Origin of the sequence: Streptomyces fungicidicus (genome assembly GCF_003665435.1) — a bacterium.
GTDB lineage: Bacteria > Actinomycetota > Actinomycetes > Streptomycetales > Streptomycetaceae > Streptomyces > Streptomyces fungicidicus.
Genome location: NZ_CP023408.1, coordinates 623,451 through 646,059, shown reverse-complemented (window position 1 = coordinate 646,059; position 22,609 = coordinate 623,451). Strand labels below are relative to the sequence as shown.

Here is a 22,609-nt window from a genome sequence, read left to right as displayed (position 1 = left end):
GGTCAGGTGGAGGTCTGCCCGTCGAGCGTCTCGCGCAGGATGTCGGCGTGGCCGGCGTGCTGCGCGGTCTCGGCGACGAGGTGCGTCAGGACCCGGCGCACGCTGCGCACTCCTCCCGGCTCGTGCCAGGGCGCCTCGGGCAGCGGTCGCGTCCGTGACAGGTCGGGAACGGAGGCGACGATCTCCTCGGTGCGGGCGGCGACCCGAGCGTAGCGGGCGAGGACGCCGTCCAGGGTGTCGCCGGGCAGCATCCGGAAGTCGTTCTGGTGGTCGATCACCCACTGCGGGATCTCGCGGGCGGTGCCGGCCGCCAGGTCGGCCCAGGTGACCCCGTCGGGCAGGTCGTGGCGCATCGCCGACGGGCCCTCGGTGACGAAGGCCATCCATGACTCCTCCATGGCCGCGACGTGCTTGATCAGCCCGCCCAGGCAGAGCGCGCTCGCCGTCGGGCGGGCGGCGGCCTGTTCGTCGTTCAGTCCTCGCGTGGTCGTGGTGAGGGCGGCCCGCGCGGCGGCGAGCGCGGCGAGCAGGTCGGTCCGCTCCGCGTCGGGGGCGGGTCGGGGCGTAGGGGTGGCTGTCACGGTGATCGGGTCCTTCTGGTCGTCGTGGTCGGACACGGCAGAACCGTCTCAGGGGAAGCGGTCAGGATGTGTCCTCTTCCTGGGGCAGCATCGACGGCATGCCGAAGACCTCCGCGCGACTGCTGTCCCTGCTCTCCCTGCTCCAGGTGCGCCGTGACTGGCCGGGAGCACTGCTGGCGGAGCGGCTGGGCGTGAGCCCGCGGACCGTGCGCCGCGATGTCGACCGGCTGCGTGAACTCGGTTATCCCATCGCGGCGTTCAAGGGCCCGGACGGCGGCTACCGGCTGGACGCCGGCAGCCGGCTGCCGCCGCTGCTGTTCGACGACGGGCAGGCCGTCGCCCTCGCCGTCGCGCTGCGGACCGCCGCCGCCACGGGCGCCGGCATCCGGGAGGACGCGGCCCGCGCGCTGGCCACCGTCCGGCAGGTGATGCCCGCGCGGCTGCGGCACCGCGTGGACGCCGTCCGGGTCACCGCCGTCGAGCCGTCCGCCGCCGGGCCGCGTCCTTCCGTCGGGGGCGCGCTGCTCATGACGCTGAGCGCCGCCGTCCACGCCCGCGAGGTGCTGCGCTTCGACTACGCCTCCGCCGAGTCGGCGGCCGCCGGTCCGCCGCGTCGGGCGGAGCCGCACCACCTCGTCAGCCGGGGCGGGCGCTGGTACCTCGTCGCCTTCGACCTCGACCGGGCGGACTGGCGCACGTTCCGCGCCGACCGGATCACCCCGCGCTCCCCCGCGGGCCCCCGTTTCGCCCCGCGCGAGCTGCCCGGGGGTGACGTGGCCGCCTTCGTCAACGGCAGGTTCCGGGGGGCGGACGGCACCGGCGAGTGGCCCTGCCGCGGTGAGGTGATCCTGGACCTGCCCGCCGCCACCGTCTCCCGCCACGCGCACGACGCCGTCGTCGAGGAACTCGGGCCGGGCCGCTGCCGGCTGCTCCTCGGCTCCTGGTCGTGGCCCGCCCTGGCCGCCGCCGTGGGGCGGTTCGACGCCGGTATCGAGGTCGTCGGCCCGCCGGAGCTGAGGGAGGCCTTCGCGCTCCTGGCGCGCCGTTACGCCCGTGCCGCGGCCGGGGCCGCCGAGTAGACGGCACGGCCCCGGCCCGGAGGCATGGCGCTACGGCTTGCGGGCGACCGCTCCGTACATCGCGATGTCCTCGTCGCGGACGCCCTGCTCGCCGGTTCCGTCCGGGTGCCACTTGTGCACCTGGACGATGCCCGGCTCGACCAGTTCGAGGCCCTCGAAGAACTCCCCGGCCTCGCCGGCGGTGCGCAGCCGCATCGGCATGTTGCGGGCCGCGTACTCGCGCGCCACCCGCCCCACTTCCTCGGGGGCGAACTCCGCGGTGCCGATGGTCATGGCGAGGTGGCTGCCCGGGGGGAGCGGTTCCAGCAGCCGCCGGACGATTCCGACGGCGTCGTCCTCGTCGAGGACGAAGTGGACGATGGCGATGACCGTCAGGGCCACCGGCCGGTCCGGGTCGAGCGTCTCCCGCAGTTCGGGGGCGTCCAGGATGCTCGCCGGATCACGGAAGTCGGCCTCGATGTACGCCGTCCTGCCCTCGGGCGTGCTGGACAGCAGCCCCTGGGAGAGGGTGAGGACGATGGGGTCGTTGTCGACGTAGACCACCCGTGACTCGGGGGCCACGGACTGGGCGATCTCGTGGAGGTTGGGGGAGGTGGGGATGCCGGTTCCGATGTCGAGGAACTGGCGCATCCCCGCCTCCTCGACGAGCCAGCGGACCGCCCTGTTCATCCAGTCCCGGTTGGCGCGCATGTGCACGGGCAGCGCGGGCCACTCACGGACCATGGCGTCGCCGGCCTCCTGGTCCGCCGGGTAGTAGTCCTTGCCGCCGAGGATGTAGTCGTAGATCCGCGCGGAGTGCGCGTTCTCGGTGTCGATGCGGTCGGCCGGCCATCCGTTCTCGGGCACTTGGGGTCTCCTTGGAGTCGTGGGTCAGAGGTCCTTGCGGATGCGGTTCAGGACGGCCTCGGTGGCTCTGGAGGGCGTCGCCTGGGCACCGGACCGGTCGAGGGCCTCGCGGTACACCATGACGTCGTCGCCCTTGTCCAGGTAGACGGCGCCGACCAGGCCGTCGAGGTAGACGACGTCGGGCAGTTCGCGCGCCCGGAAGCGGAAGAGCTGGAAGGATCCGGCGCGCATCGCCGGGTGCGGGCCTCCAGTGAACGGCATGATCTGCAGGGTCACCTGGGGCAGTCGGTGCAGTTCGATGAGGTGGTCGATCTGGGCGCGCATCACGTCCGGGCCGCCGACCGGCCAGCGCAGCACCGTCTCGTCCATCACCACCCAGACCCTCGGCGGTGTCTCGCGCCGCAGCAGTTCCTGCCTGCGGGTCCGCAGCGCGATCCGGCGCTCGGTCGCCCCGGCGGGGGCGTGCGGGTTGCCGGCGCTCAGCAGCGCGCGGGCGTAGGCCTCCGTCTGCAGCAGCCCGTGGACGAACTGGCTCTCGTAGGCGCGGATCTGCAGGGCCGCCTGTTCCAGGCTCAGATAGGCGGCGAACCAGTCCGGCATGACATCGCGGTAGGTGTGCCACCAGCCCCGCTTGTTGGCCTCGCGGGCCGACTTGAGGAAGGTGTCGATCTCCTGCTGGTCCGTCACCCCGTAGACGCGGAGCAGTTTCTCGGCGTCGGCCAGGCGGAGCCGGGCCACCTTGGCGGCTTCCATCCGGCGGATCGTGGAGTGGCTGACCCCGATGGCCGTGGCTGCCTCCTCGTAGGTCAGACCGGCCCGGGTCCGTAACTCCTCCAGCCGTCTGCCCAGGATGATGCGCAGTACGGAGGGGGCACCGCCCCAGTCGGTCTCGGCGGTCACGCCTCGCCCCCTCGCGTCGGGTGTTCCGGGCCCACCGTCTCATGCGGACGCCCGCGGCACGGACAGCTCTCGTCACTCGTCGGCGGAAGCAGCATGCACGCAGCGGGTTGCAATTTTCAACTTGCCTGTTGCGAGCTGCCGTTGGCGGGTGCCAGAGTGTTCGCACCGTCCCCCGGCCCGCCGAAGGGCCCCGCCGGACCGGCCAGTCGACCGCTGCCGGAAGGTGACGGACCCCCCATGCGCGCAGGTGGAAGAAAGGCCCACGGAGATGGTTCGGCCCCCCTTACCCAGGCCGTTGCACCACGCCGGACACGAGCCTTCCTGCCCCAGACCGCCCGGAGGCGAGCCAGCGGCTCCACTCCCCCAGCCGGACGGCCCCGGCCGTCTCGCCTCCGGGCTCCGCACGTTCGACCTGCCGGCGACGCCCGCCTCGGTCCGTACCGCCCGCGGCGGCGTGCGTGAGCTGCTCACCGCGTGGGCGGTCGACGACGACGTGCGTGACAACGCTGTCGTCGTGACCTCGGAGCTCGTCACCAACGCGCTCACCCACGCGGCCGGTGACCGGATCGTCTGCCGGCTGCGTCTGCTGGCGGACCGGATCCGCATCGAGGTCGAGGACCAGGCCCGCGGTCCCGGCCTGCCCATGCTCCGCCGTCCCGGCCCCGACGACCAGAACGGCCGCGGGCTGCTCCTGGTCGACACCCTGAGCAGCGACTGGGCGGTCACCCGCCCCCCGGGCCGCCCCGGACGCGTCGTCTGGGCGGAACTGGTCACGACGCCGCACGGCACGGACCCCGGCCCCCGGCTTCGCCCGCAGGGGCACCCGCCCTCCGGCAGCGCCTGAACCCGTGCGGAGCGGGCGCGCTCACATGTGCCGGCGACCGGACGGGTACGCCTCGCGGTGAGCGAGCAGAGCGGCCCGGCGCAGCACACGCGGCGGAGCCGCTTGCCTTGGCCTGCGCCGCGGTACCCGTTCAGTCCTCGACCGTGTCGTCCTGCACCTGAATCACGTCGTGGATGTCCCTTACCGCTGCGAGGAGTTGGGGGGCGACGGCTTTGTCCAGCGTGCCCGTCACGGTCACCACGCCGTTCGCCACCGTGATCCGGAGGGCACGCGGATCCGCGAGGTGCCGGCCGATCAGCGAGTCGACCTCGGCCCGGATCTCGGCGTCGTCACGGATCAGGGCCCGCAGCAGGTCGCGCCTGCTCACCACGCCGACGAGTCGGCCGCGATGGTCGGTCACGGGCAGTCGCCTGAGCCGCGCGTGCGCGGCGGCCCAGGCGGCGTCCGACACACGCTCCGCCGGGTGGACGGTGACCGGCGGGAAGGTCATCAGCGTGGCCGCCGTATCACCGTGGCTCTTGTCGTACAGGCGGTGCTGCCACAGCCTGCCGACAGGGCCGTGCCGGTGCGGTTCCGTCATGACGGCGGCTTTGGCCAGCAGATCCGACTCGGAGACTACGCCGATCACGTGATCGCCGGCGTCCACCACCGGTACGGCGCTCAGCTGCTCGCGGGCAAGTGTGCGGGCCACTTCCACGAAAGGCATGTCACCTGGCACGGAGACGGCCGGTACCCGCATGACGTCCCGTACTCGGAGGATCGTTTGTTCCTCGCCCGAGGGGCGCGCGGACGGCGGTCCGGACTCCGCCGTCGTGGGAGCGGGCTCCTCGGTGCCCCTGGCTGACGCGGCGGCTGACACCGCGGTCAGATAGCGGCCCAGTGCCTCTTGGCGTGGTTCCTCGCGGGGTGTCCAGTGACGGCCCGGCGTGGCACTGCGGGCCTCCCTCTCAGCGGAGCTGTGCTCGAAGCCGCTCACGGCTGCCTCCGGGGGACTGCGTTCACCTCTGCCGTCAGTGTCGCATCGATCCCGGGCAGAGTCCTGCGGGCCGGAGGACAGCGCTTCGGGGGAGGGACGGCCCTACGTGACACGACATATCCCCGCATTACGGGAAGACTGGGAAGCTGGATCGACAGGAACCGTCTGGAGGGAAGGCCGTGACTGGTTTCCGGGACTTTCTGACACGGTTCCGGCCGGCCGCCTCGCCCGGCCGGGCCGCACCGACGGGTGTCCCCGCCGACCGTGCAGCGGAGCTGAGCGCGGAACTCGCGCCGCCGCTCGCCCTCTTCGAACGGACGCAGGCGGAGGCGCGGAGCGTACGTGAGCAGGCCGCCGAAGCCTCCGCGTCACGCCGTCATGAAGCCGAGCGGCAGGCGGAGGCACTGGTGGCCGCAGCTCGCCACGAGGCCCGCGGGGTGCGGACACGGACCGCCGAACAGGTGCTGCGCGCAGCCGAGAGCAGAGCGGTGTCGCTGCTCGCCGAAGCGGATCGTGAGGCTGCCGCTCTCCACGGCCGGGCCAGGGACCGGATGCCCGTGCTCGCAGGCCGTGCTGTGGCACTGGTGCTGGAGGACCTCGGGGCGCAGGGGCACCGGCCACCCGATCGGGAGGATCACGAGGAGGGAGGGCCGTGACCGACGCCGGACGGGTGGCCGGCGTGACCCGGGCCCGGGCTCTGCGGGCCAGGTGCCTCGGTGCCCGGGGAGTCCAGGAGGTGGCCGGGTGCCGCACGCTCGACGACGCCTTGCGCTATCTGGCGGCCACTCCCTACAGGAGCCGCCTCACCACGGCCGGCGCCTCTCTCGCCGAAGCCCAGCGGGCGATCACGACGAGCCTGCTGTGGCATCTGAGGATCCTCGCCGGCTGGCAGCCGGCCGCCGGCACGGAGGCGGTCCGCGCGCTGGCCGCCGGATTCGAGATCTCCAACGCGGAACGCCACCTGAGCGCCCTCGTGACCGGCGCGTCACCATCCGGCCCGGACCGTCTCCGTGCCTCCCCCTACCGCCTGGGCGCGCTGGCGATCGCCTGGAATCGGCTCTCCTCCACCCGTACACCGGCCGAGCTGCGCGGCGCGCTGACGGCCTCGGCCTGGGGCGACCCCGGCGGTGACTCCCCTGCCGCGGTCGCCACCGGCATGCGGGTCTCCGCCGCCGTACGGCTCTCCGGCGCCGTGCCCGACGCGGCGCGCTGGGCGGCGGCCCGGCTCGCCCTGCTGCTGGGCAGGGAGGTGTTCGTCGTGGGCCACCGCCTCCCGGACGTCTCCGTTCACCGGGCCGCGCGCCTGCTCGGGCCCCGTGCGACGGAGGCGAGCTCGTACGCCGACTTCCGGCAGGCGCTGCCGGACACCGCGGGATGGCTGCTCAAGGACGTCGACGACGCTGCGGATCTGTGGCGCGCCGAGGCGCGGTGGTGGGACGCCGTCGAACGGGACGCGCGGGACCTGCTGCGCCGTTCCCGGTTCGGTCCCGGGCCGGTCGTGGGAGCCGTGGCCCTGTTGTCGGCCGACACGTGGCGCACGCGTGGCGCGCTGGAGCTGGCCGTTCGCGGCGGCCGGGGGGACCGGCCGGCGGAGGTGCTCGATGCTCCGGGCTGAGTCGGTGGTTCCGGTCCGGATGCGCCGGGTGGCCGTTGTGGCGCCGGAGCCGGCGCTGCGGGAGACCTTGGTGCGGATCGCCGAGGCGGGGCTCGTCGAGATCGACCTGGCCGGCAACGGCGGGCCGGACGTCCGCGGACCGGCCGCGGCGCGGCTGCAGCGTTTGCGTGCCCGGCCCGGCCGGGCCGTCCTCAGCGCGGCGCCGCCGGACCTGGACGCGCTCGAGCACGAGGGCCGCGCGGACCTGCTGGAGGGAGAGGCGCAGTTGGAGGAGCGGCTCGGCAGCGCGGTGCGGCACGGTGCGGTCGCGGCTCTGGCCGGGTGGTGCCCGGAGGCGGAGGTGGGAGCGACGGCCGCGCGCGTCGCGGGGGCAGGGGGTGCGCTGGTGCCGCTTCGGACCCCGCGCGGCGTGGATCCGCCCACGTTGCTGGCCGGCGCGGCGGAACGCCCCCCGAATCACCGGCAGCGGCGGGCCGTGCGTCGCTCCTTCACACCGCTGGTCACCACGTACGGAACGGTTCCCTACGCCGACCTCGACCCCACCCTGCCCGCCGGCATCGTGTACGTGGTGATGTTCGGCCTGATGTTCGGCGACGCGGGGCACGGGCTGCTGCTGCTCGCCCTCGCGCTGGTGCTGCGGGCCGGACGGCCGCGCCGGGCGGCGGCGCTGCGCCCGCTGTGGCCGTTCGTCGCCGCGGCCGGGCTGGCCGCCACCCTGGCCGGGGTGGCGTACGGCGAGTTCTTCGGCCCGACCGGTGTACTGCCCGTGCTGTGGCTGGCGCCGATGGAGGAGCCCACGCGGCTGCTGGCCGCCGCCGTGGGGCTCGGCGCCGTACTGCTCGCCGTCGCGTACGGCGCGGGGATCGTCAACCGCCGGCGGGAGGGCGGACCTTCGGCCGCTCTGTACGCGACGTCCGGCGTCGCCGGGGCAGCGGTCTACCTCGGTCTCGCCGCCCTCGCCGGATGTGTGTGGCTGGGGCAGGCCGCGTACGGGATCGTGGGCGCTTCGGTCGCCGCCGTCGGGCTGGGCCTCGCGGGCGTGGGCGTGTACGCGGGTACGGCGGGCGGGGCGGGTGGCGTCGTGCAGACCGGCGTGCAGTTGTTCGACGTGGTGGTGCGGATCGGTTCCAACGTCGTGTCGTTCGCACGGCTGGCGGCCTTCGGTCTCACTCACGCGGCCCTGGGGGCCGTCGTCTGGGACGGTACGACGTCACTGGCGGACCGGGGTGCGGCGGGCGTCGCCGCGGCGGTGCTCATCTTCCTGTTCGGCAACGCGCTGGCCTTCGCCCTGGAGGCGCTGGTGGCGGGGGTCCAGGCATTGCGTCTGGAGTTCTACGAGCTGTTCTCCCGGCTCTTCGAGAGTGAGGGCCGCCCCTTCAGACCCTGGCATCTGCCCGTACTGCGCCTCACGGCCCCGGCCGTCGGGGCAGAGGCGTCCGCGGCGCGGGCGGGCGCCGAACGCGGTCCGGCGAGGGAGGAGGAAGTGTGATCACCTGGTTTCTGGCCCTGCCCGTCCTCGTGGCGGGATTCGTCGCCGTACGCCTGGTGCTGCGGCGGTCCGGCCGCACGGCCCTGTGGTGGATGGTCGGCGCCGACGCCGTGCTGCTCGTGGCCGCCACCGTGGTGCTGACCCTGGCGGCCGGTGGAGGGTCCGCGCAGGCCGCGACCTCGGCCGCGCAGAACACCGGCTCGGGCTCCGCGGCGCTGATCGGTGCCGCGATCGCGGTGGCCGCGTCGACGATCGGGGCGGGCATCGCCGTGGCCTACACGGGTGCGGCGGCGCTGGCGGCGCTGAGCGAACGGCCCGAACTCTTCGGCCGCGCCATGGTCATCGTGGGTCTCGCCGAGGGCATCGCCATTTACGGGCTGGTCGTCGCGGTCATCCTCATCGGGAAGGCCTGACCGTGGGCCGCGTCGCCGCCATCGGTGAGCAGACCCGGGTTGGCGGCCTGGCCCTGGCCGGAGCGGTCGTCCTCGTCGCCGACAGCCCCGAGGCGGCACGCCGGGCCTGGCGGGACCTGCCGGAGGACACCGACCTGGTGATCCTCACCCCGGCTGCCGCCGAGGCGCTTCGGTCCGGCCCCGCGGCTCCCCCGGGCCACTCCCCGCTGATCACCGTGATGCCGCCATGAGCCCGGTGCCCGACCGGACGGCGGACGCACTCCACCCGGTGCGGGCGGAGCTGCTGCGGGCCGCCCACGCCGACGCCGAAGCGCTGCTGGCCCGCACCGAGCAGGAGACGGCCGCCCTGCTGGACCGGGCCCGCGCCGAGGCGCGGGCCGTCCTGGACAAGGCCCACCGCCAGGGCGAGGCCGACGGCGCGGACGCCGCCCGCGATCTCCTCGTCCGGGCCCGGCGGAAGGCCAGGTCCCGCACGCTGGCCGCGCGCCGGGAGTCGTACGCCGAACTGCGCCGGGAGGTCACCGCACGGGTCCGTGCCCTGCGCCGGACCGACGGCTACGCCGACCTGCTGGAGCGGCTCGATGACCGCGCCCGTGCACTGCTCGGCCCCGACGCCGAGGTGACCGAACATCCCGAGGGAGGCGTGGTGGCACGGGCGCCGGGGAAAGTGGCCGACCTGTCGTTGCCCGCGCTGGCCGGGCGCGCGCTGGACCGGCTCGGAGGGGAGGTGCGGACTCTGTGGGAGACCTGACGGACGACCTCGGGAGGGCCCGGCTGCCGGCCTCCCGGATCCTGCGCGTCACCGGGCCACTGGTCGAAACGGAGTACACGGGCGGTGTCGCCATGTACGACCTGGTGTCGGTCGGCCCAGCCAAATTGCCCGGCGAGGTCGTGGCGATCAGGGGGGACGTGGTCACGATCCAGGCGTACGAGTACACGGGCGGGCTGGCTCCCGGGCATCCCGCGCTGCCGCGGGGCCGTCCGCTGTCGGTGCGCCTCGGCGCGGGACTGCTCGGCGGCGTCTTCGACGGTCTGCTGCGCCCTCTTTCCGCCGCCGGCGACTGGCTGCTGCCCGGCACGCACGGCCAGGCGGCCGGGGAGAGCACTTCGGTCTTCTCCCCGTTGGTGGCGGAGGGCGAGCACGTGGTCGAGGGGCAGGCGCTCGGCGCGCTCGGCGACACGGGTCCGGCGCGGCTGAAGGTCCTCGTGCCGCCCGGCTGTAGGGGCACGGTCGAGGAGGTCGCCGGTGCCGGCGAGTACTCCGAGGACTCCGTGGTGGCCGTGGTCGGCGGCACCCGGGTGACAGCCGGCGCCCTGTGGCCGGTGCGCCGGCCGCGCCCCGTGCGCGAACGCGTCGGCAGCCGCGAGGCGCTGCACACCGGGCAGCGGGCGATCGACCTGCTGTTCCCCGTGGCCCGGGGCGGCACGGTGGCGGTGCCGGGCGGCTTCGGCACCGGCAAGACGATGCTGCTGCAGCAGATCGCCAAGTGGTGCGACGCGGACGTCATCGTCTACGTCGGCTGCGGGGAGCGGGGCAACGAGATGGCCGACGTCATCAGTGAACTGTCGGAGCTCCGGGACCCGCGCACGGGCGGGCGTCTCGCGGACCGCACCGTGGTGATCGCCAACACCTCCAACATGCCGATGATGGCCCGGGAGGCGAGCGTGCACACGGGCATGACGGTCGCCGAGTACTTCCGGGACATGGGGCTGGACGTGGTCGTCATCGCCGATTCGACCTCCCGGTGGGCCGAGGCGCTCCGCGAGTTCGCCTCCCGTACCGGCGCGCTGCCCGCCGAGGAGGGGTACCCGGCCGGACTGGCGTCCGCCATCGCCGCCTTCTACGAGCGGGCCGCCGCCGTGACCACCCTCGGCGGGGACCCCGGATCGGTGACGGTGATCGGCGCCGTCTCCCCGCCCGGTGGGGACATGACGGAACCGGTGACCGCTCACACGGAACGCTTCGTGCGCTGCCTGTGGAGCCTTGACCGCGACCTCGCCTACGCCCGCCACTACCCGGCGGTCTCCTGGGCGGGGTCCTTCTCCCGGGACGTGCCGGTGCTGACCGCCGGGCACCGGGCGGCCGGTGATCCGGCGTGGGCGGGGCGCCGCGACCGGGTCGGGTCGGTGCTGGCGGAGGCCGACCGGTTGTCCGATCTCGTCGACCTGATCGGCATCGCCGCCCTGCCCGCGCGGGAACGCGTCAGCGTGCTGGCGGGGAGGCTGGTCCGCGAAGGAGTGCTTCAGCAGAGTGCCCTGTCCGAGCGGGACGCTTACTGCGGCCACGAGAAGACGGCCGCCCTGGCCGACGCCGTTCTCGCGATCACCGACCGCTGCCGCGAACTCGTGGACGCGGGCGTCCCGGCGTCCACCGTCGAGGAGATCGACTTCGGTCCGCTGCTGCGCGCCCGTGAGGACACCGGCCCGCACGACGCCGCCGGGGTGGCGGCGCGACTCGAGGCGGTACTCGCGCGGCTGGGGGACGTACGACCATGAACTCGTCGGGCGGAATCGAGTACACGACGGTGCGCGAGCTGCGCGGGCCGCTCGCGGTCGTCGGGGGTTTGTCGGGAATCGGCTGGGACGAGGACGTACGCATCACCCTGGCCTCGGGCGAGGTGCGTCACGGCGTGGTCCTGGACGCCGACCGCGGCCTGGCCGTCGTCCAGGTGCTGGAGGGTACGTCGGGGATGGATCCGTCGGGTGTGCGGGCGGCCTTCTCCGGCGGCCCGCTGCGCGTTCCCGTCGGCACGGACTGGCTGGGCCGGGTCTGCAACGGCCGGGGCGATCCCCTCGACGGCGGCCCACCGGTGTTCGGCTCCCACCACGCCGAGGTCGGCGGAGCTCCCGTCAACCCGGTGCGGCGTGAGCCGCCGTCCGAGCCGGTGCTCACCGGGGTCGGCGCCGTCGACACCCTCACGACGCTGGCACGCGGGCAGAAACTGCCGGTGTTCTCCACGGCCGGACTGCCCCATCTGGAACTGGCCGCGCAGATCGCCGCCCAGTCCACCACCTCCGGCGCGGCGTTCAGCGTCGTCTTCGCCGGCATGGGCCTCACCCACGCGGACGCCGCCTTCGTGCGTGACGCCCTGGAGGAACGGTCCGCCGCCGGGGAACTGGTCCTGCTGCTGAACACCGCCGACGACCCGGTGATCGAACGGATCCTCACGCCGCGCATCGCGCTCACCGTCGCCGAGCACCTCGCCTTCACCGGGGGACGGCACGTCCTGGTCGTGATGAGCGACATGACGATGTACGCCGAGGCCCTGCGGGAGGTCTCCGCCGCCCGCGGTGAGATCCCCGCCCGTCGCGCCTACCCCGGCTACCTCTACAGCGACCTGGCCTCCCTGTACGAACGCTGCGGACGCATCCGGGGACGGCCGGGCTCGGTGACCGTGCTGCCGGTGCTCACCATGCCGGCGGGCGACATCACGCACCCGGTGCCGGACCTGACGGGGTACATCACCGAGGGCCAGATCGTGCTCTCGCCCGAGACGCACGCGCGGGGCGTGTATCCGCCGCTGGACGCGCTGTCCTCCCTGTCCCGGCTGATGCGCAAGGGCGCAGGACCCGGCCGGACCCGCGAGGACCACCTCGACGTCGCGGCCCAGTTGCTGGCCGCAGTCGCCCGGGCCAGGCAGGTCCGCGACCTCGCGGACCTCGTCGGCCGGGCGGCTCTGAGCCCGACGGACCGCCGGTACCTGGACTTCGAGGAGACGTTCCTGCGGGACTTCGTCGACCAGCGCAGCGACGCACCACGCGACCTCGACACCGCACTGGAACGCGCCTGGCGGGCCCTGCTCGTCCTGCCCCGCGGTCAGCTCTCCATGCTTCCGGCACGGCTGCTGGACGCCCATGGTGCGAAAGACCTCGCCGATCCTGACGGTGAGGTGCCGCGATGACGACCGCCCGGCGTACCCCGCCCGGCCGTGCGGGACGGCTTCGTCTGCGACACAGCCTCGATGTCGCCGAACGCGGAGCCGACCTGCTGGAGCAGAAGCTGCGCATTCTCCGCACCGAGCACGAGCGGCTGCTGCGCGTGGCGGAGGCGGCCGGCCGGACCTGGCGGAATCTGCTGTCCGGGGCCGAGACATGGTTGCTCCGGGGGCTGCTGCTGGGAGGGGAGCAGGCCCTCGACTCGGCTGCCGCGGGCACCGCCCTCGCCGAGGTGTCGGTCGGCTGGAGCGTCTTCATGGGTGTGCGCCGCCCCGTGTCGGCCTCCGTGTCCGTACCGCCCCGCCCGGCGACTGCCGCCGCGCCCTCCAACACGGCCCTGGTACACGCCCAGGCGGCCTACGCCGGAGCCGTGCGCGCCGCAGCCGAGTACGCGGCCGCTCGCGCCGCCGCCGAGCTGGTGGGCTCGGAGGTCGTCAGCACCCGGCACCGGGTCCGTGCCCTGCGGCGCCACTGGATTCCCCGTCTGCGGGAGGAACTCCACCGGGCGGGCCTGGCCCTGGAACAGTCCGAGCAGGAGGACGGCGTCCGCCGGCGCTGGGCCGCCGGCGCCGACGGCCGGTGACCGCTCGCGTCCGGCGCCGTGGGAAGCCCGGATCGGCGCGGCCGAGTCCCATGGCACCCGCCTCCGTCTCGTACGAAGCTGGAACGGTGGTGACCGGGTAAGCCTCTCGGAACAGAGGGATCAGAGATGGCTGCAGCGATGCCCCTGGTGGTGGGGGTCGACGGATCGGAACCGAGCCTGGACGACGCGGTGGACTGGGCCGCCCGGGATGCGGCCCTGCACACCAGGCCGCTTCACCTGGTGCACGCGGCGGGCCCGGGTGCGGACCCGTCCGGTCCGGTCACCGCGGCCTCCGAACGGGCCGCGAACGTCTCCCCCGGCCTGCGGCTGTCGAGCGAAGTGCCGCGCGAGGACGCGGTGTCGGCCCTGATCGGCAAGGGACGTCAGGCCTTCGCGCTGGTGGTCGGGGCCACAGGGCGCGGGGAGCTCACCGGACTGCTCCTGGGCTCCGTCGGCCTCGCCGTGGCGGCGCGGGCGGACTGCCCGGTCGTCGTCGTCCGTGGCTCGCAGGAGCACCGGTCCGGCCGGTTCAGGAGGATCGTGGTGGGAGTGGAGGACGGGACGGAAAGCGACAGGGCCGTGGAGTACGCCTTCCGTGAGGCTCACGTGAGGCGATGCGAGCTCGTGGCCGTCCATGCCTGGAACGCACCGCTCGGTGCGCTTCCCGAGCCTCCGCCCGGGTCGTGGTACGCGCTCGAAGCCCACCGCCGCCCGCCCGCGCAGGTGCTCGACGACGCCTTGCGCGGCCCTGCGAAGCGGTACCCGGACGTCGTGGTGTCGCCACGGACGGTCGAGGGGCCCGCGCGAAGCGCGTTGCTGGGCGCGGCGGCGGAAGCGGATCTGCTGGTCGTCGGCGCCGGTGCACGGCAGGGCCGTCCCGGCCTGCAACTCGGCGTGATCAACCACGTGCTGCTCCACCACGCACAGTGTCCTGTCATGGTCGTACCGCGGAAGTGAACAGCGCGCGGCCGGGGAGCCGAGCCGAGGGCCGGCACCGAAGCCCAGAGGGCCAGGCCGACGCGCCGTCTCCGGACTCCGCGTACAAAATGGTGGAGTACGGAGGGCGACCGGTCATGAAACTCTCGTCGGCCAGAGTGCCGGCGCCCGGGCGGAAGCAGGTGTTCCGTCGGCCCGGTGCCGCCTGCGCGACCGGTCTCGCCGGCGAGCGGCGAGTGCGGGGACAGGCTCGCCGCCGACCTGGCTGCGAAGAGCACCCCGGCGATCCCGGCCTAGCCGCCCTCGTCCGGCCGGCGTGGTGCCGACCTGCCGCCCGGCCGGGGCACGGCACCGCCGTCAGCTCCGGAGTGCACCCAGCGGGCCGCAGCCCGCACGGTCCGGTACTCGCAGAGACCAGGAGGTGAACGGTGCCGGAAACCCCGCACATCGTGAGCGATGTGATGACCCGGACGGTCGTGGCCGTCGGACGCGACGCGCCCTTCAAGGAGATCGTCCGAACCATGGAACAGTGGCGGGTCAGTGCCATGCCGGTGCTCGAGGGCGAGGGACGCGTCGTCGGAGTCGTCTCCGAGGCCGACCTCCTCCCCAAAGAGGAGTTCCGCGACAGTGATCCGACCCCGGTCGAGGAGCGTCGGCGCCCGTCCGACGTCGTCAGGGCCGGTGCGGTGACGGCCGGGGATCTCATGAGCAGACCCGCCGTGACGGTCCACTCCGACGCCACCCTGGCTCAGGCCGCGAGGATCCTGGCTGTCCGCCACGTCAAACGGCTGCCCGTGGTCGATGAGTCGGCCATGCTCCAGGGGATCGTCAGCCGCGCCGACCTCCTCAAGGTCTTCCTGCGGCCGGACGAGGACATCGAGGAGGAGGTACGCCGTACGGTGGTGTCCTACCTCTTTCCGGCCTTCAGTCATGCCATCCACGTGAACGTGCACGAGGGAGTCGTCACCCTCCGCGGAAACATCCGCGACACCTCACTCGTCCCGGTTGCCGTCCGGCTCATCCGCGCCGTGGAGGGTGTCGTGGGCGTCGAACCGCAGCTCACCGGGGAGTCCACCCCGACCACCGGGTCAAGTGATACGTCGTAACCTGGTGCTGCCGGTGAGTTTCGAGGTCAACCGGACCATCCGGAGACGACTCGGCGTGGCAGTCGCCCTCGGCCCGCTCGATGCCCGCCGGTGCGCCCGCCGACGGCGGCCCGCCAGAACAGTTCGGCGAGCAACACGGTGGAGGCCGTACCCAGGCACACGGCCCACTGCGCCGCGTCCAACGGCACGGTCCCGAAGACGTTCTGCGCCTGCGGCAGATGGACGGCGGCCACCTGGACCGCCAGCACACCCGTCAGGCACAGCCACAGTGTGCGGTTGCGCAGCTGGTAGCGGCTCAGCAGCGGCCCGTCGTCCGCGCGGGCGTTCAGGGCGTTGAAGAGCTGGAAGAGCACGAACGTGGTGAAGGCCATGGTCGCGGCGGTCCGCGCGTCGGCGTGCGAACGGGCCACGGCGAGGAGAACCACGGTACCGAGGGCCATGACCGCACCGGCCCGGCCGACGGCGAACAGCCGCCTCGCGTCGAGGATGCGTTCGCCGGGGTCGCGCGGCGGTTGGCGCATGACGTCGTCGCGGGCGGGGTCCACGGCCAGGGCCATGGCCGGCGGTCCGTCCATGATGATGTTGACCCAGAGCAGTTGTGCGGCGGTGAGCGGTGCGGGCAGGCCGGCGAGGGCCGAGCCCAGCAGCGTCAGGATGGCGCCGATGTTGGTGGCCAGCTGGAAGCGGACGAACTTGACGATGTTCCCGTAGATGGCCCGCCCTTCACGGACGGCCCGGACGATGGTGGAGAAGTCGTCGTCGGTCAGGACCATGTCGGCGGCTTCCTTGGCCACGTCCGTGCCGGTGACGCCCATCGCGACGCCGATGTGGGCGGCCCGCAGCGCGGCCGCGTCGTTGACGCCGTCCCCGGTCATCGCGACGACGTGCCCCCTGCTCGAGAGAGCCCGCACGATCGCGACCTTGTGCTCGGGTGCCACACGCGCGAAGACACCGATGCCGTCGACCCGCTCAGCGAGCTCCTCCTCCGGCATCCCGTCCAGTTCGGCGCCGGTGACGACGTCCCCCTGGATGCCGAGTTCGCGCGCGACGGCCGCCGCCGTCCCCGCGTGGTCGCCCGTGATCATCTTCACGCTCACGCCCGCCGTGCGGCAGAGCGCCATCGCCTCGCCCGCCTGTGGGCGGGGCGGGTCCGCGAGCCCGGCGATCGACAGGAGGGTCAGACCGGACAACGCGTTCGCGGACGGGGGCCCGTCCACCAGCGCTTCGGCGGCACCCAGCACCCGTAGTCCGGCCTCGCTCAGCCGCTCGGTCACGGCGAGGACCTCGGCCCGGCGCCGCTCGTCGTCCAGGGGCCGTTCGCCGTCCTCGGTCAGGACGGCGCGGCAGAGATCCAGCAGGACGTCCACGGCGCCCTTGACGAGTACGCGGGTGCGGCCGTCCGGTTCGGCGTGGAAGGTGGCCATGTACTTGGTGGCCGCGTCGAAGGGCAGCTCACCGGTGCGGGGCAGTTCGGTGCGCAGCCGGTCCGCGTCCAGCCCGCCCTTGGCGGCGAGGACGACGAGCGCGGCCTCGGTGGGGTCGCCGACGAAGCCGTCTCCCCCGGCCTCGTCACCGCCGCCGGTCAGGTGCGCGTCGTTGCAGACCGCGAAGGGAAGCAGCGCCCGCCGCAGGTCGCTGTCGCCACCGCCGGTCACCCCGGTGCGCAGAGTGCCGCCGGTGGCGTAGCCCTCACCCGTGACGTCGTACAGCCGTCCGCCTGCCCACACCGCCCGAGCAGTCATCTGGTTCAGGGTCAGGGTGCCGGTCTTGTCGCTGCACACGACAGTGGCCGAGCCCAGCGCCTCCACCGCCGCGAGGCGTTTGACGACGGCGCCGCGCCGGGCCATACGGTGAACGCCGAGCGCGAGGGTGAGGGCGAGTACGGCGGGCAGCCCTTCGGGGATCGCGGCGACCGCCAGGGCCACTGCCCGCAGCGCGAGATCGGACAGCCCCTCGCCGCGGAGCAGCCCGGTGAGCGCGTACGCCACGACCGCGATCCCGCTGAGCAGCGCGAGCCGGCGGCCCAGGCTGTCCAGCTGGACCTGCAGGGGGCTCGGCGGCTCGGCGCCGGTGCGCAACGCGTGGGCGATGGCACCGAGCTCGGTCCGCATGCCGGTGGCGGTGACGATCACCTCGGCGCGGCCCCGCGTGAGGGCGGTGTTCATGAAGAGCATGCTGGTGCGCTCGGCCAGCGGGACCCTCTCCGGGTGGTCGTTCCCGACCGGGGCCGTGCCCTTGGCAACCGGCTGCGACTCACCGGTCAGCGCCGCCTCGGCGGCCTCCACCGACTCCGCGACCATCAGCCGCCCGTCGGCCGGTACCCGGTCACCGGCCTCCAGCAGCACGACATCCCCCGGCACCAGCAGGTCCGCCCCGACCACGTGCTCGACGCCGTCGCGGCGGACCCGCGCGGTCGGTACGAGCATCCGCCGAAGCGACTCCAGGCTGCGCTCGGCGCGACGCTCCTGGAGGTAGCCGAGCACGGCGTTGATCTGCAGGACGACGGTGATCACCAAGGCGTCCTCGACCTCACCGACGGCTGCCGCCACCACGGCCGCGAGCAGCAGAACACCGATGAGCCAGTTGCGGAACTGGTCCAGGAACCTCAGCCACTCCGGCCGCCGGGCCGCTTCCGCCATGCGGTTGGGCCCGTGGACGGCGGCCCGCGCGGCGGCCTCGCCCGCGGTCAGCCCGTTGCCCGGGTCGACGCGGAGAAGTCGCACGACGTCTTCCGCCGGCAGTCCACAGGCCTCCGCGCCCATCGGGGGCGGCTGGGCGCCCACCTCCGGCCGTGCCCCTGCGGTCGTAGCCGGCTTCGTCATGGTCACGCCTCTCCCGTAGGGACGAGGGCAAGCGGCAGGGCAAAGGCCCTGCGGCCGCCTCTCGGGGCTGCCTGCTCCGCTGACCAGACTCGAGTACCCCGCCGCTCAGGCCCATGGGCCGGAGGGGAACGCCCGGAGTGCCATCCGGCCCTGCCCCACCCCGGGGGACGACGTCAACCTGTGACCCGGCCCGCTGCTGCTCCTGTCCGCCGAAGGCCAGGTCCTGCTGCGCTGGACTCGGCTCGCGCGTCCACTGCGGTCATCGGGTGATCGTTCGGTACGAGCCGTCCGGGACGGATGGCGGCACGACGGGGGCCGTTCCGGGAACGCGGGGCGGGGCCTGCAGCTGGGCGGCTCCGGCTTTGGGGCCGGTGGGACTGCCCAAGCGGACCTCGCCGCGTGCGATGGCTTCAGCTGCGCTGATCTTCGGGGCCGGAGGCAACGAGGTGCTCCCGGCCAGGCCGACCCGGGGCACCCAGTGGTTGCCGGAGACGACCCAGTTTCCGCGCCAGGCGACGCCGTCCCAGCCGTACGCAGCCGTATTCGTTGCGTACCAGACATCTCCGCCGCAGAGCCGGTTGAAGTTCCCCTCCAGCCCCACCCCGGCGGCGGGCGCGAGGTTGCGGGCCGGCCCGTAGCCGGCGCACTTCCACCACACTCCGGTGGACATGTTGAAAGCAAGGAGATGCCGCTCCACCGAGAGCCAGCCGGTGTACTGATCCGCGATCTGGCAGTACCCGTTGCTCAGGCGGTTGTAGCCGAATGTCCAGCTCTTGGAGAAACCGCCGCCGTTGGAGCCCGCGCTGGTCTCGGACAAGCCCGAGACGCACCTGACGTTGTCCGTGTAGGTGATCTGCGAGTTGGTGACCGCGGACGCCTGGCCGGTGAAGCCAACCGTCAGGCCGAACGCGGCCGCCAGACAGCCCATGGCGCGGACGATGGTCGATCGTCTCATCTCTACTCCTTCATGCGGGCCCCGTATCGAGGGCGGAAGACGCCCGTACGCGGCGCGGAGGTGACTTGCCGGGCAATCACTGTGCCGCCTGCGGCGCTCATATGTCGTTGGCGCAGAGTGCAAACATGCTTGGCAACAGGCGCTTCACTTCAGGGAGCGAGCCCCGCACGAAGGATCACGGCTACCGCTGGTCCCAGGTCCGTGAGCACGATCGGGCATACCTCTCGCCGAGCGTCACAGACTTGGCCTGTGCACCGCTGTCCTGGAGGGGCGTGCAAGCGAGACCATCCTTGCGTGTCTGGATCACGCACGGAGATGACTGCGGCATCACAACTTTCCTGTTCGCCGGCCGGGTTGGTGTCCGTATCCACCGATGGCGTGCCTGCCGGAGACCGGTTCGAGTGGTGGGGACGGCTGATGCGGGACGAGGTCATGGCGGTGTCGATGACGAGTGAGCGTCCCGCACGCTTTCACGCGGGAGTTGACAGCATCGAGGGCGGTCCGTCCACCAAGGTCTCGGCGTTGTACCTCTCAGCGTCGTCAGCTGTGCGGACGCACGCGCACATACGGCGGCACGATCCGGAGGACTACTACCTGTTCGCGGTCCGCGGAGGCCAGATCGGCCTGGAACAGGACCGCAGGACCTCCTGGCTGCGCGTCGGCGACCTGGGCCTGTACTCCACGTCCTGGCCGTTGGAAGCCGAATTCCGCGGCGGCCGGGGGGCTCGCGTCGAGATGATCCGCCTGCCCAGGACGCTGCTTCCGCTGCCCTTCGACACGGTAGACCGACTGCTTGCCGAGCGTCTCTCCTCTCGCACAGCGTCGGGGGCGCTGCTTGACCGTTATCTGTCCGGGATGCTGCAGCACGCGCAGGAGTGCGGCCCGGCCGAGCTGCCCAGGCTGGGATCCGTTGCGGCCGACCTTGCGGTGACGTTCCTCGCCGGCCTGCTGGACATTGCCCGCACCGTCCCGTCGGAAAATCGCAAGCAGGCGTTGCTCGCCCGTATCGACGCCTTCATCGAGCGCAACCTCAGCAGCGCAGACCTGCGGCCGGCCGACATCGCCGAACATCACCACATCTCTGTGCGAATGCTGCACGCGCTGTTCCAGGAGCGACCGGAAACCGTCTCCGCGGCGATCCGTCGACGCAGGTTGGACCACTGCCGGACCGACCTCACCGATCCGCGCCTGCGCCACCGGACGATCGGGGAGATCGCCCTCGGGTGGGGATTCCGCCATCCGGCCGACTTCAGCCGGGCTTTCCGCGCAGCCTTTGGCATGCCGCCAGGAGAGTTCCGGCATACGGCGCTCACGTCAGCCGGAGGCGCGTCGGCAGCGCTGAACGACAAGTAGGTGACTGAGGAACGTCTCGAACGCGCCGCTTCGGGGGTGGAGTCGACCCGACGGGCCGACGAACCGGATCACCGAAGTGCCAGCTTCACCGCGGGGACGGCCACGTCACCGGACGGGCGTGGCAGCGATCCTGACCCCCTTGGCTCAAGACCCACGTTTCCGCAGGTCAGCGCATCCGTCGGCGTGGCTTCAAGGGCGCGTTCGGCAGCTCGGGCGCGGGCAGTGAGGCGCCGTCGTATCCGTGGACCTCGCCGAAGCGGGTCCCCGTCGTCCAGTCCTCTCGGGCCTGGACGATGTCGTCGTGCGACCGGCCGATGAAGTTCCACCACATGACGATCTCCTCCTGGAAGGGCGGTCCGCCCAGCAGGAGGAGGCGGGCCGGCTCCTCCCCCGCGTTGGCCAGGGTGAGGGAGGCGTGGCCGGGGGGCGCGTAGCCGAGTTCGGCCGGCTTCAGGGCCGTGCCGGCGAGGAGGACGTCCCCGCTGTCGACGAGTACGCCGTGCTCGAAGCCGGGGTCCACGGCGAGGGTCACGGCGGCGCCCGGCTCCAGGACGATCTCCGCGCCGAGCAGCGGCGTGAAGGTGCGCACGGGCGAGGTGTCGCCGGCCAGCGTGCCCAGGAAGACCCGCGCTTCGCCGCCGTCGAGGGCGACCGGGGCGGGGACGTGGTGCTGGAAGTCCCTGGCCGTGTGGCGGTGTTCCTCGGGCAGGGCCACCCACAGCTGTGCGCCGTGCAGGACGCGGGTGGCGGGGGTGGAGACCTCGGAGTGGCTGATGCCGTACCCGCCGGTCATGAGGTTCAGTTCGCCGGGCCGGACGAAGGCGTGGCTGCCGAGGCTGTCGCGGTGCTCGATCTCGCCGCTGAACAGCCAGCTCACCGTCTGCAGCCCGGTGTGCGGGTGCGGGGGTACGTTCATTCCGCCGGACTCGGCGACGTCGTCGGGGCCGTAGTGGTCGGCGAAGCACCAGGCGCCGATGAGGGTGCGCGCCCGCTGGGGCAGGGTCCGCCGTACCCGCATGGCCCGGGGGCCGCCGAGGGGCACGTCCCTGGGGGTGAGGATCTCGATGCCGGGCGGCGGCGGTCCGTCCACGTCCGCTCCGCAGACCGACTCGGTCGGGTGGGTCTCCGTGTTGCTCATGCGCTTGATCCTTCCACCACCAAGAATGTTTCACTTTCAACTTATCGCGATGCCGGCCCCGTATCCACAAGGGTCGCGCGGCAACCGTGAGACGTCCGGCACCGGCCGTCTGCGAGAATGGCGGCCCCGTCTCGGAGCGCCGGGGATGTACGGTGCCCGTCGCAACCACTGGAGCACGCACGGTGTCGCCACAGCACGAAGCCCCCCGCTCCGCGGAGGGCCGCCGCACGGACCTCCAGGCCGACTGCGCCGACTGCTTCGGCCTGTGCTGTGCGGCCCTGCCGTTCGCCCGGTCCGCCGACTTCGCGGTCGACAAGGCCGCGGGACGGCCGTGCTCCCATCTCCGGACGGACTTCCGCTGCGGCATCCACGAGCGGCTGCGCGACGAGGGCTATCGCGGCTGCACCGTCTTCGACTGCTTCGGCGCCGGGCAGAAGGTGTCACAGGTCACCTTCGGCGGCACGGACTGGCGCCGGGCGCCGGAGTCGGCGCGCGCCATGTTCGCGGTGTTCCCCGTGATGCGGCAGCTGCACGAGCTGCTCCGGTACGTCGACGAGGCCCTCGGCCTGGCGGCGGCCCGGCCCGTCCACAAGGAGCTGCGGCGGGCGCTGGCCCGTATCGAGGGCCTGACCCTCGGCAGCCCCGAGTCGATCACCGCACTGGACGTGAACGCGTTGCGCGGCGAGGTCAACCCGCTGCTGCTGCGGGCCAGTGAGCTCGCCCGGGCCCGGGTCCCGGGGCGCCGGAAGAACCACCGCGGCGCCGATCTGGCCGGCGCCCGGCTGGCCGGCGCCGACCTCAGGGGGGCGAGCCTGCGCGGTGCCCTCCTCGTCGCCGCCGACCTCGGCGGGGCGGATCTGCGCGACGCCGACCTGATCGGCGCCGACCTGCGCGACACCGATCTGAGGGGTGCCGACCTCACCGGCGCCCTCTTCCTCACGCAGGCGCAGCTCAACGCGGCCCGCGGGGACGCGGCGACCACGCTCCCCGCTTCCCTGGGCCGGCCGCCTCACTGGTAGGCGTCCGCTCCGGCCCGC

General features: G+C 73.2%; 22 protein-coding genes and 1 pseudogene. 16 read left to right on the top strand and 7 right to left on the bottom strand.

The genetic code is table 11. From position 1 onward, the window contains the following. Window positions 1–2: 2 nt before the first annotated feature. Window positions 3–581, bottom strand: coding sequence for a DinB family protein (locus CNQ36_RS33185; protein ID WP_004921427.1), 579 nt, complete (start codon window positions 579–581; stop codon window positions 3–5). Window positions 582–679: 98 nt separating this feature from the next. Between CNQ36_RS33185 and CNQ36_RS33180 the strand changes: the two genes are divergently transcribed. Beyond that, window positions 680–1,660 (top strand): helix-turn-helix transcriptional regulator, encoded by a 981-nt coding sequence (locus tag CNQ36_RS33180; RefSeq protein ID WP_121549656.1) that lies wholly within the window; start codon window positions 680–682, stop codon window positions 1,658–1,660. A 30-nt stretch (window positions 1,661–1,690) separates the two neighbouring features. Here CNQ36_RS33180 and CNQ36_RS33175 read toward each other — a convergent pair whose 3' ends face one another. Together CNQ36_RS33175 and CNQ36_RS33170 are read right to left on the bottom strand one after the other, a co-directional pair. Beyond that, window positions 1,691–2,506: an SAM-dependent methyltransferase gene (locus CNQ36_RS33175; RefSeq protein WP_121549429.1), complete on the bottom strand. Its 816-nt coding sequence runs from the start codon at window positions 2,504–2,506 to the stop codon at window positions 1,691–1,693. 24 nt (window positions 2,507–2,530) lie between these two features. Then, window positions 2,531–3,406, bottom strand: a complete 876-nt coding sequence (locus CNQ36_RS33170; RefSeq protein WP_004921435.1) for a helix-turn-helix domain-containing protein — start codon at window positions 3,404–3,406, stop codon at window positions 2,531–2,533. A gap of 454 nt (window positions 3,407–3,860) precedes the next feature. On the opposite strand from CNQ36_RS33170, the gene CNQ36_RS33165 reads away from it, so the two are divergent. Next, window positions 3,861–4,250: an ATP-binding protein gene (locus tag CNQ36_RS33165; RefSeq protein ID WP_240659515.1), complete on the top strand. Its 390-nt coding sequence runs from the start codon at window positions 3,861–3,863 to the stop codon at window positions 4,248–4,250. Between the two features lie 130 nt (window positions 4,251–4,380). Here the strand turns inward: CNQ36_RS33165 and CNQ36_RS33160 are convergent, their stop codons facing one another. Continuing rightward, window positions 4,381–4,956: a CBS domain-containing protein gene (locus tag CNQ36_RS33160; protein ID WP_240659513.1), complete on the bottom strand. Its 576-nt coding sequence runs from the start codon at window positions 4,954–4,956 to the stop codon at window positions 4,381–4,383. Between the two features lie 449 nt (window positions 4,957–5,405). Here CNQ36_RS33160 and CNQ36_RS33155 point away from each other — a divergent pair, with 449 nt between their 5' ends. The 12 genes and pseudogenes from CNQ36_RS33155 to CNQ36_RS33100 all read left to right on the top strand — a co-directional run bounded on the left by CNQ36_RS33155 (window position 5,406) and on the right by CNQ36_RS33100 (window position 15,304). After that, complete coding sequence (locus CNQ36_RS33155; RefSeq protein ID WP_121549426.1) at window positions 5,406–5,882, top strand: hypothetical protein; 477 nt, start codon at window positions 5,406–5,408, stop codon at window positions 5,880–5,882. Next, window positions 5,879–6,841, top strand: coding sequence for a V0D/AC39 family V-type ATPase subunit (locus tag CNQ36_RS33150; RefSeq protein ID WP_121549425.1), 963 nt, complete (start codon window positions 5,879–5,881; stop codon window positions 6,839–6,841). The genes CNQ36_RS33155 and CNQ36_RS33150 overlap by 4 nt, the downstream gene beginning before the upstream one ends. Then, window positions 6,828–8,330 (top strand): V-type ATPase 116kDa subunit family protein, encoded by a 1,503-nt coding sequence (locus CNQ36_RS33145; RefSeq protein WP_206278596.1) that lies wholly within the window; start codon window positions 6,828–6,830, stop codon window positions 8,328–8,330. Before CNQ36_RS33150 ends, CNQ36_RS33145 begins: the two co-directional genes overlap by 14 nt. Then, entirely contained in the window at window positions 8,327–8,743 is a 417-nt protein-coding gene (locus CNQ36_RS33140) for an ATP synthase subunit C (protein ID WP_121549424.1), read from the top strand. The genes CNQ36_RS33145 and CNQ36_RS33140 overlap by 4 nt, the downstream gene beginning before the upstream one ends. 2 nt (window positions 8,744–8,745) lie before the next feature. After that, window positions 8,746–8,973: a hypothetical protein gene (locus tag CNQ36_RS33135; protein ID WP_240659511.1), complete on the top strand. Its 228-nt coding sequence runs from the start codon at window positions 8,746–8,748 to the stop codon at window positions 8,971–8,973. After that, window positions 8,970–9,494 carry a hypothetical protein gene (locus tag CNQ36_RS33130; RefSeq protein ID WP_121549423.1) on the top strand — a complete coding sequence of 175 codons (525 nt, stop codon included), beginning with the start codon at window positions 8,970–8,972 and terminating at the stop codon, window positions 9,492–9,494. The genes CNQ36_RS33135 and CNQ36_RS33130 overlap by 4 nt, the downstream gene beginning before the upstream one ends. Beyond that, the gene (locus CNQ36_RS33125) at window positions 9,482–11,239 is read left to right on the top strand and encodes a V-type ATP synthase subunit A (protein ID WP_121549422.1); all 1,758 of its coding nucleotides are present in this window, start codon (window positions 9,482–9,484) and stop codon (window positions 11,237–11,239) included. Before CNQ36_RS33130 ends, CNQ36_RS33125 begins: the two co-directional genes overlap by 13 nt. After that, window positions 11,236–12,645 carry a V-type ATP synthase subunit B gene (locus CNQ36_RS33120; protein ID WP_121549421.1) on the top strand — a complete coding sequence of 470 codons (1,410 nt, stop codon included), beginning with the start codon at window positions 11,236–11,238 and terminating at the stop codon, window positions 12,643–12,645. Before CNQ36_RS33125 ends, CNQ36_RS33120 begins: the two co-directional genes overlap by 4 nt. Further along, complete coding sequence (locus CNQ36_RS33115; RefSeq protein ID WP_121549420.1) at window positions 12,642–13,262, top strand: V-type ATP synthase subunit D; 621 nt, start codon at window positions 12,642–12,644, stop codon at window positions 13,260–13,262. The genes CNQ36_RS33120 and CNQ36_RS33115 overlap by 4 nt, the downstream gene beginning before the upstream one ends. A 126-nt stretch (window positions 13,263–13,388) precedes the next feature. Continuing rightward, window positions 13,389–14,219, top strand: a complete 831-nt coding sequence (locus CNQ36_RS33110; protein WP_121549419.1) for a universal stress protein — start codon at window positions 13,389–13,391, stop codon at window positions 14,217–14,219. Between the two features lie 56 nt (window positions 14,220–14,275). Continuing rightward, window positions 14,276–14,428: pseudogene (locus tag CNQ36_RS35900) on the top strand (nicotinate phosphoribosyltransferase); the annotation flags it as partial. A 198-nt stretch (window positions 14,429–14,626) separates the two neighbouring features. Then, entirely contained in the window at window positions 14,627–15,304 is a 678-nt protein-coding gene (locus CNQ36_RS33100; protein WP_121549417.1) for a CBS domain-containing protein, read from the top strand. A 26-nt stretch (window positions 15,305–15,330) separates the two neighbouring features. On the opposite strand, the gene CNQ36_RS33095 is transcribed toward CNQ36_RS33100, so the two are convergent. Both CNQ36_RS33095 and CNQ36_RS34900 read right to left on the bottom strand, forming a co-directional pair. Further along, the gene (locus CNQ36_RS33095; RefSeq protein ID WP_121549416.1) at window positions 15,331–18,066 is read right to left on the bottom strand and encodes a cation-translocating P-type ATPase; all 2,736 of its coding nucleotides are present in this window, start codon (window positions 18,064–18,066) and stop codon (window positions 15,331–15,333) included. A 319-nt stretch (window positions 18,067–18,385) separates the two neighbouring features. Next, window positions 18,386–19,081, bottom strand: coding sequence for a hypothetical protein (locus tag CNQ36_RS34900; protein ID WP_163013463.1), 696 nt, complete (start codon window positions 19,079–19,081; stop codon window positions 18,386–18,388). Window positions 19,082–19,375: 294 nt separating this feature from the next. Between CNQ36_RS34900 and CNQ36_RS33085 the strand changes: the two genes are divergently transcribed. After that, window positions 19,376–20,434 carry an AraC-like ligand-binding domain-containing protein gene (locus CNQ36_RS33085; protein ID WP_163013462.1) on the top strand — a complete coding sequence of 353 codons (1,059 nt, stop codon included), beginning with the start codon at window positions 19,376–19,378 and terminating at the stop codon, window positions 20,432–20,434. 166 nt (window positions 20,435–20,600) lie between these two features. Here CNQ36_RS33085 and CNQ36_RS33080 read toward each other — a convergent pair whose 3' ends face one another. Further along, entirely contained in the window at window positions 20,601–21,572 is a 972-nt protein-coding gene (locus CNQ36_RS33080; RefSeq protein ID WP_121549413.1) for a pirin family protein, read from the bottom strand. 182 nt (window positions 21,573–21,754) lie between these two features. On the opposite strand from CNQ36_RS33080, the gene CNQ36_RS33075 reads away from it, so the two are divergent. After that, window positions 21,755–22,591, top strand: coding sequence for a pentapeptide repeat-containing protein (locus tag CNQ36_RS33075; RefSeq protein ID WP_121549412.1), 837 nt, complete (start codon window positions 21,755–21,757; stop codon window positions 22,589–22,591). The last annotated feature ends 18 nt before the right edge of the window (window positions 22,592–22,609 follow it).

Coding starts and splice junctions, on each gene's coding strand:
- CNQ36_RS33180 (WP_121549656.1), top strand. CDS start 680: ATGCCGAAGACCTCCGCGCGACTGCTGTCCCTGCTCTCCCTGCTCCAG.
- CNQ36_RS33160 (WP_240659513.1), bottom strand. CDS start 4,956: ATGCCTTTCGTGGAAGTGGCCCGCACACTTGCCCGCGAGCAGCTGAGC.
- CNQ36_RS33145 (WP_206278596.1), top strand. CDS start 6,828: ATGCTCCGGGCTGAGTCGGTGGTTCCGGTCCGGATGCGCCGGGTGGCC.
- CNQ36_RS33130 (WP_121549423.1), top strand. CDS start 8,970: ATGAGCCCGGTGCCCGACCGGACGGCGGACGCACTCCACCCGGTGCGG.
- CNQ36_RS33120 (WP_121549421.1), top strand. CDS start 11,236: ATGAACTCGTCGGGCGGAATCGAGTACACGACGGTGCGCGAGCTGCGC.
- CNQ36_RS33115 (WP_121549420.1), top strand. CDS start 12,642: ATGACGACCGCCCGGCGTACCCCGCCCGGCCGTGCGGGACGGCTTCGT.
- CNQ36_RS33110 (WP_121549419.1), top strand. CDS start 13,389: ATGGCTGCAGCGATGCCCCTGGTGGTGGGGGTCGACGGATCGGAACCG.
- CNQ36_RS33095 (WP_121549416.1), bottom strand. CDS start 18,066: ATGGGCGCGGAGGCCTGTGGACTGCCGGCGGAAGACGTCGTGCGACTT.
- CNQ36_RS34900 (WP_163013463.1), bottom strand. CDS start 19,081: ATGAGACGATCGACCATCGTCCGCGCCATGGGCTGTCTGGCGGCCGCG.
- CNQ36_RS33080 (WP_121549413.1), bottom strand. CDS start 21,572: ATGAGCAACACGGAGACCCACCCGACCGAGTCGGTCTGCGGAGCGGAC.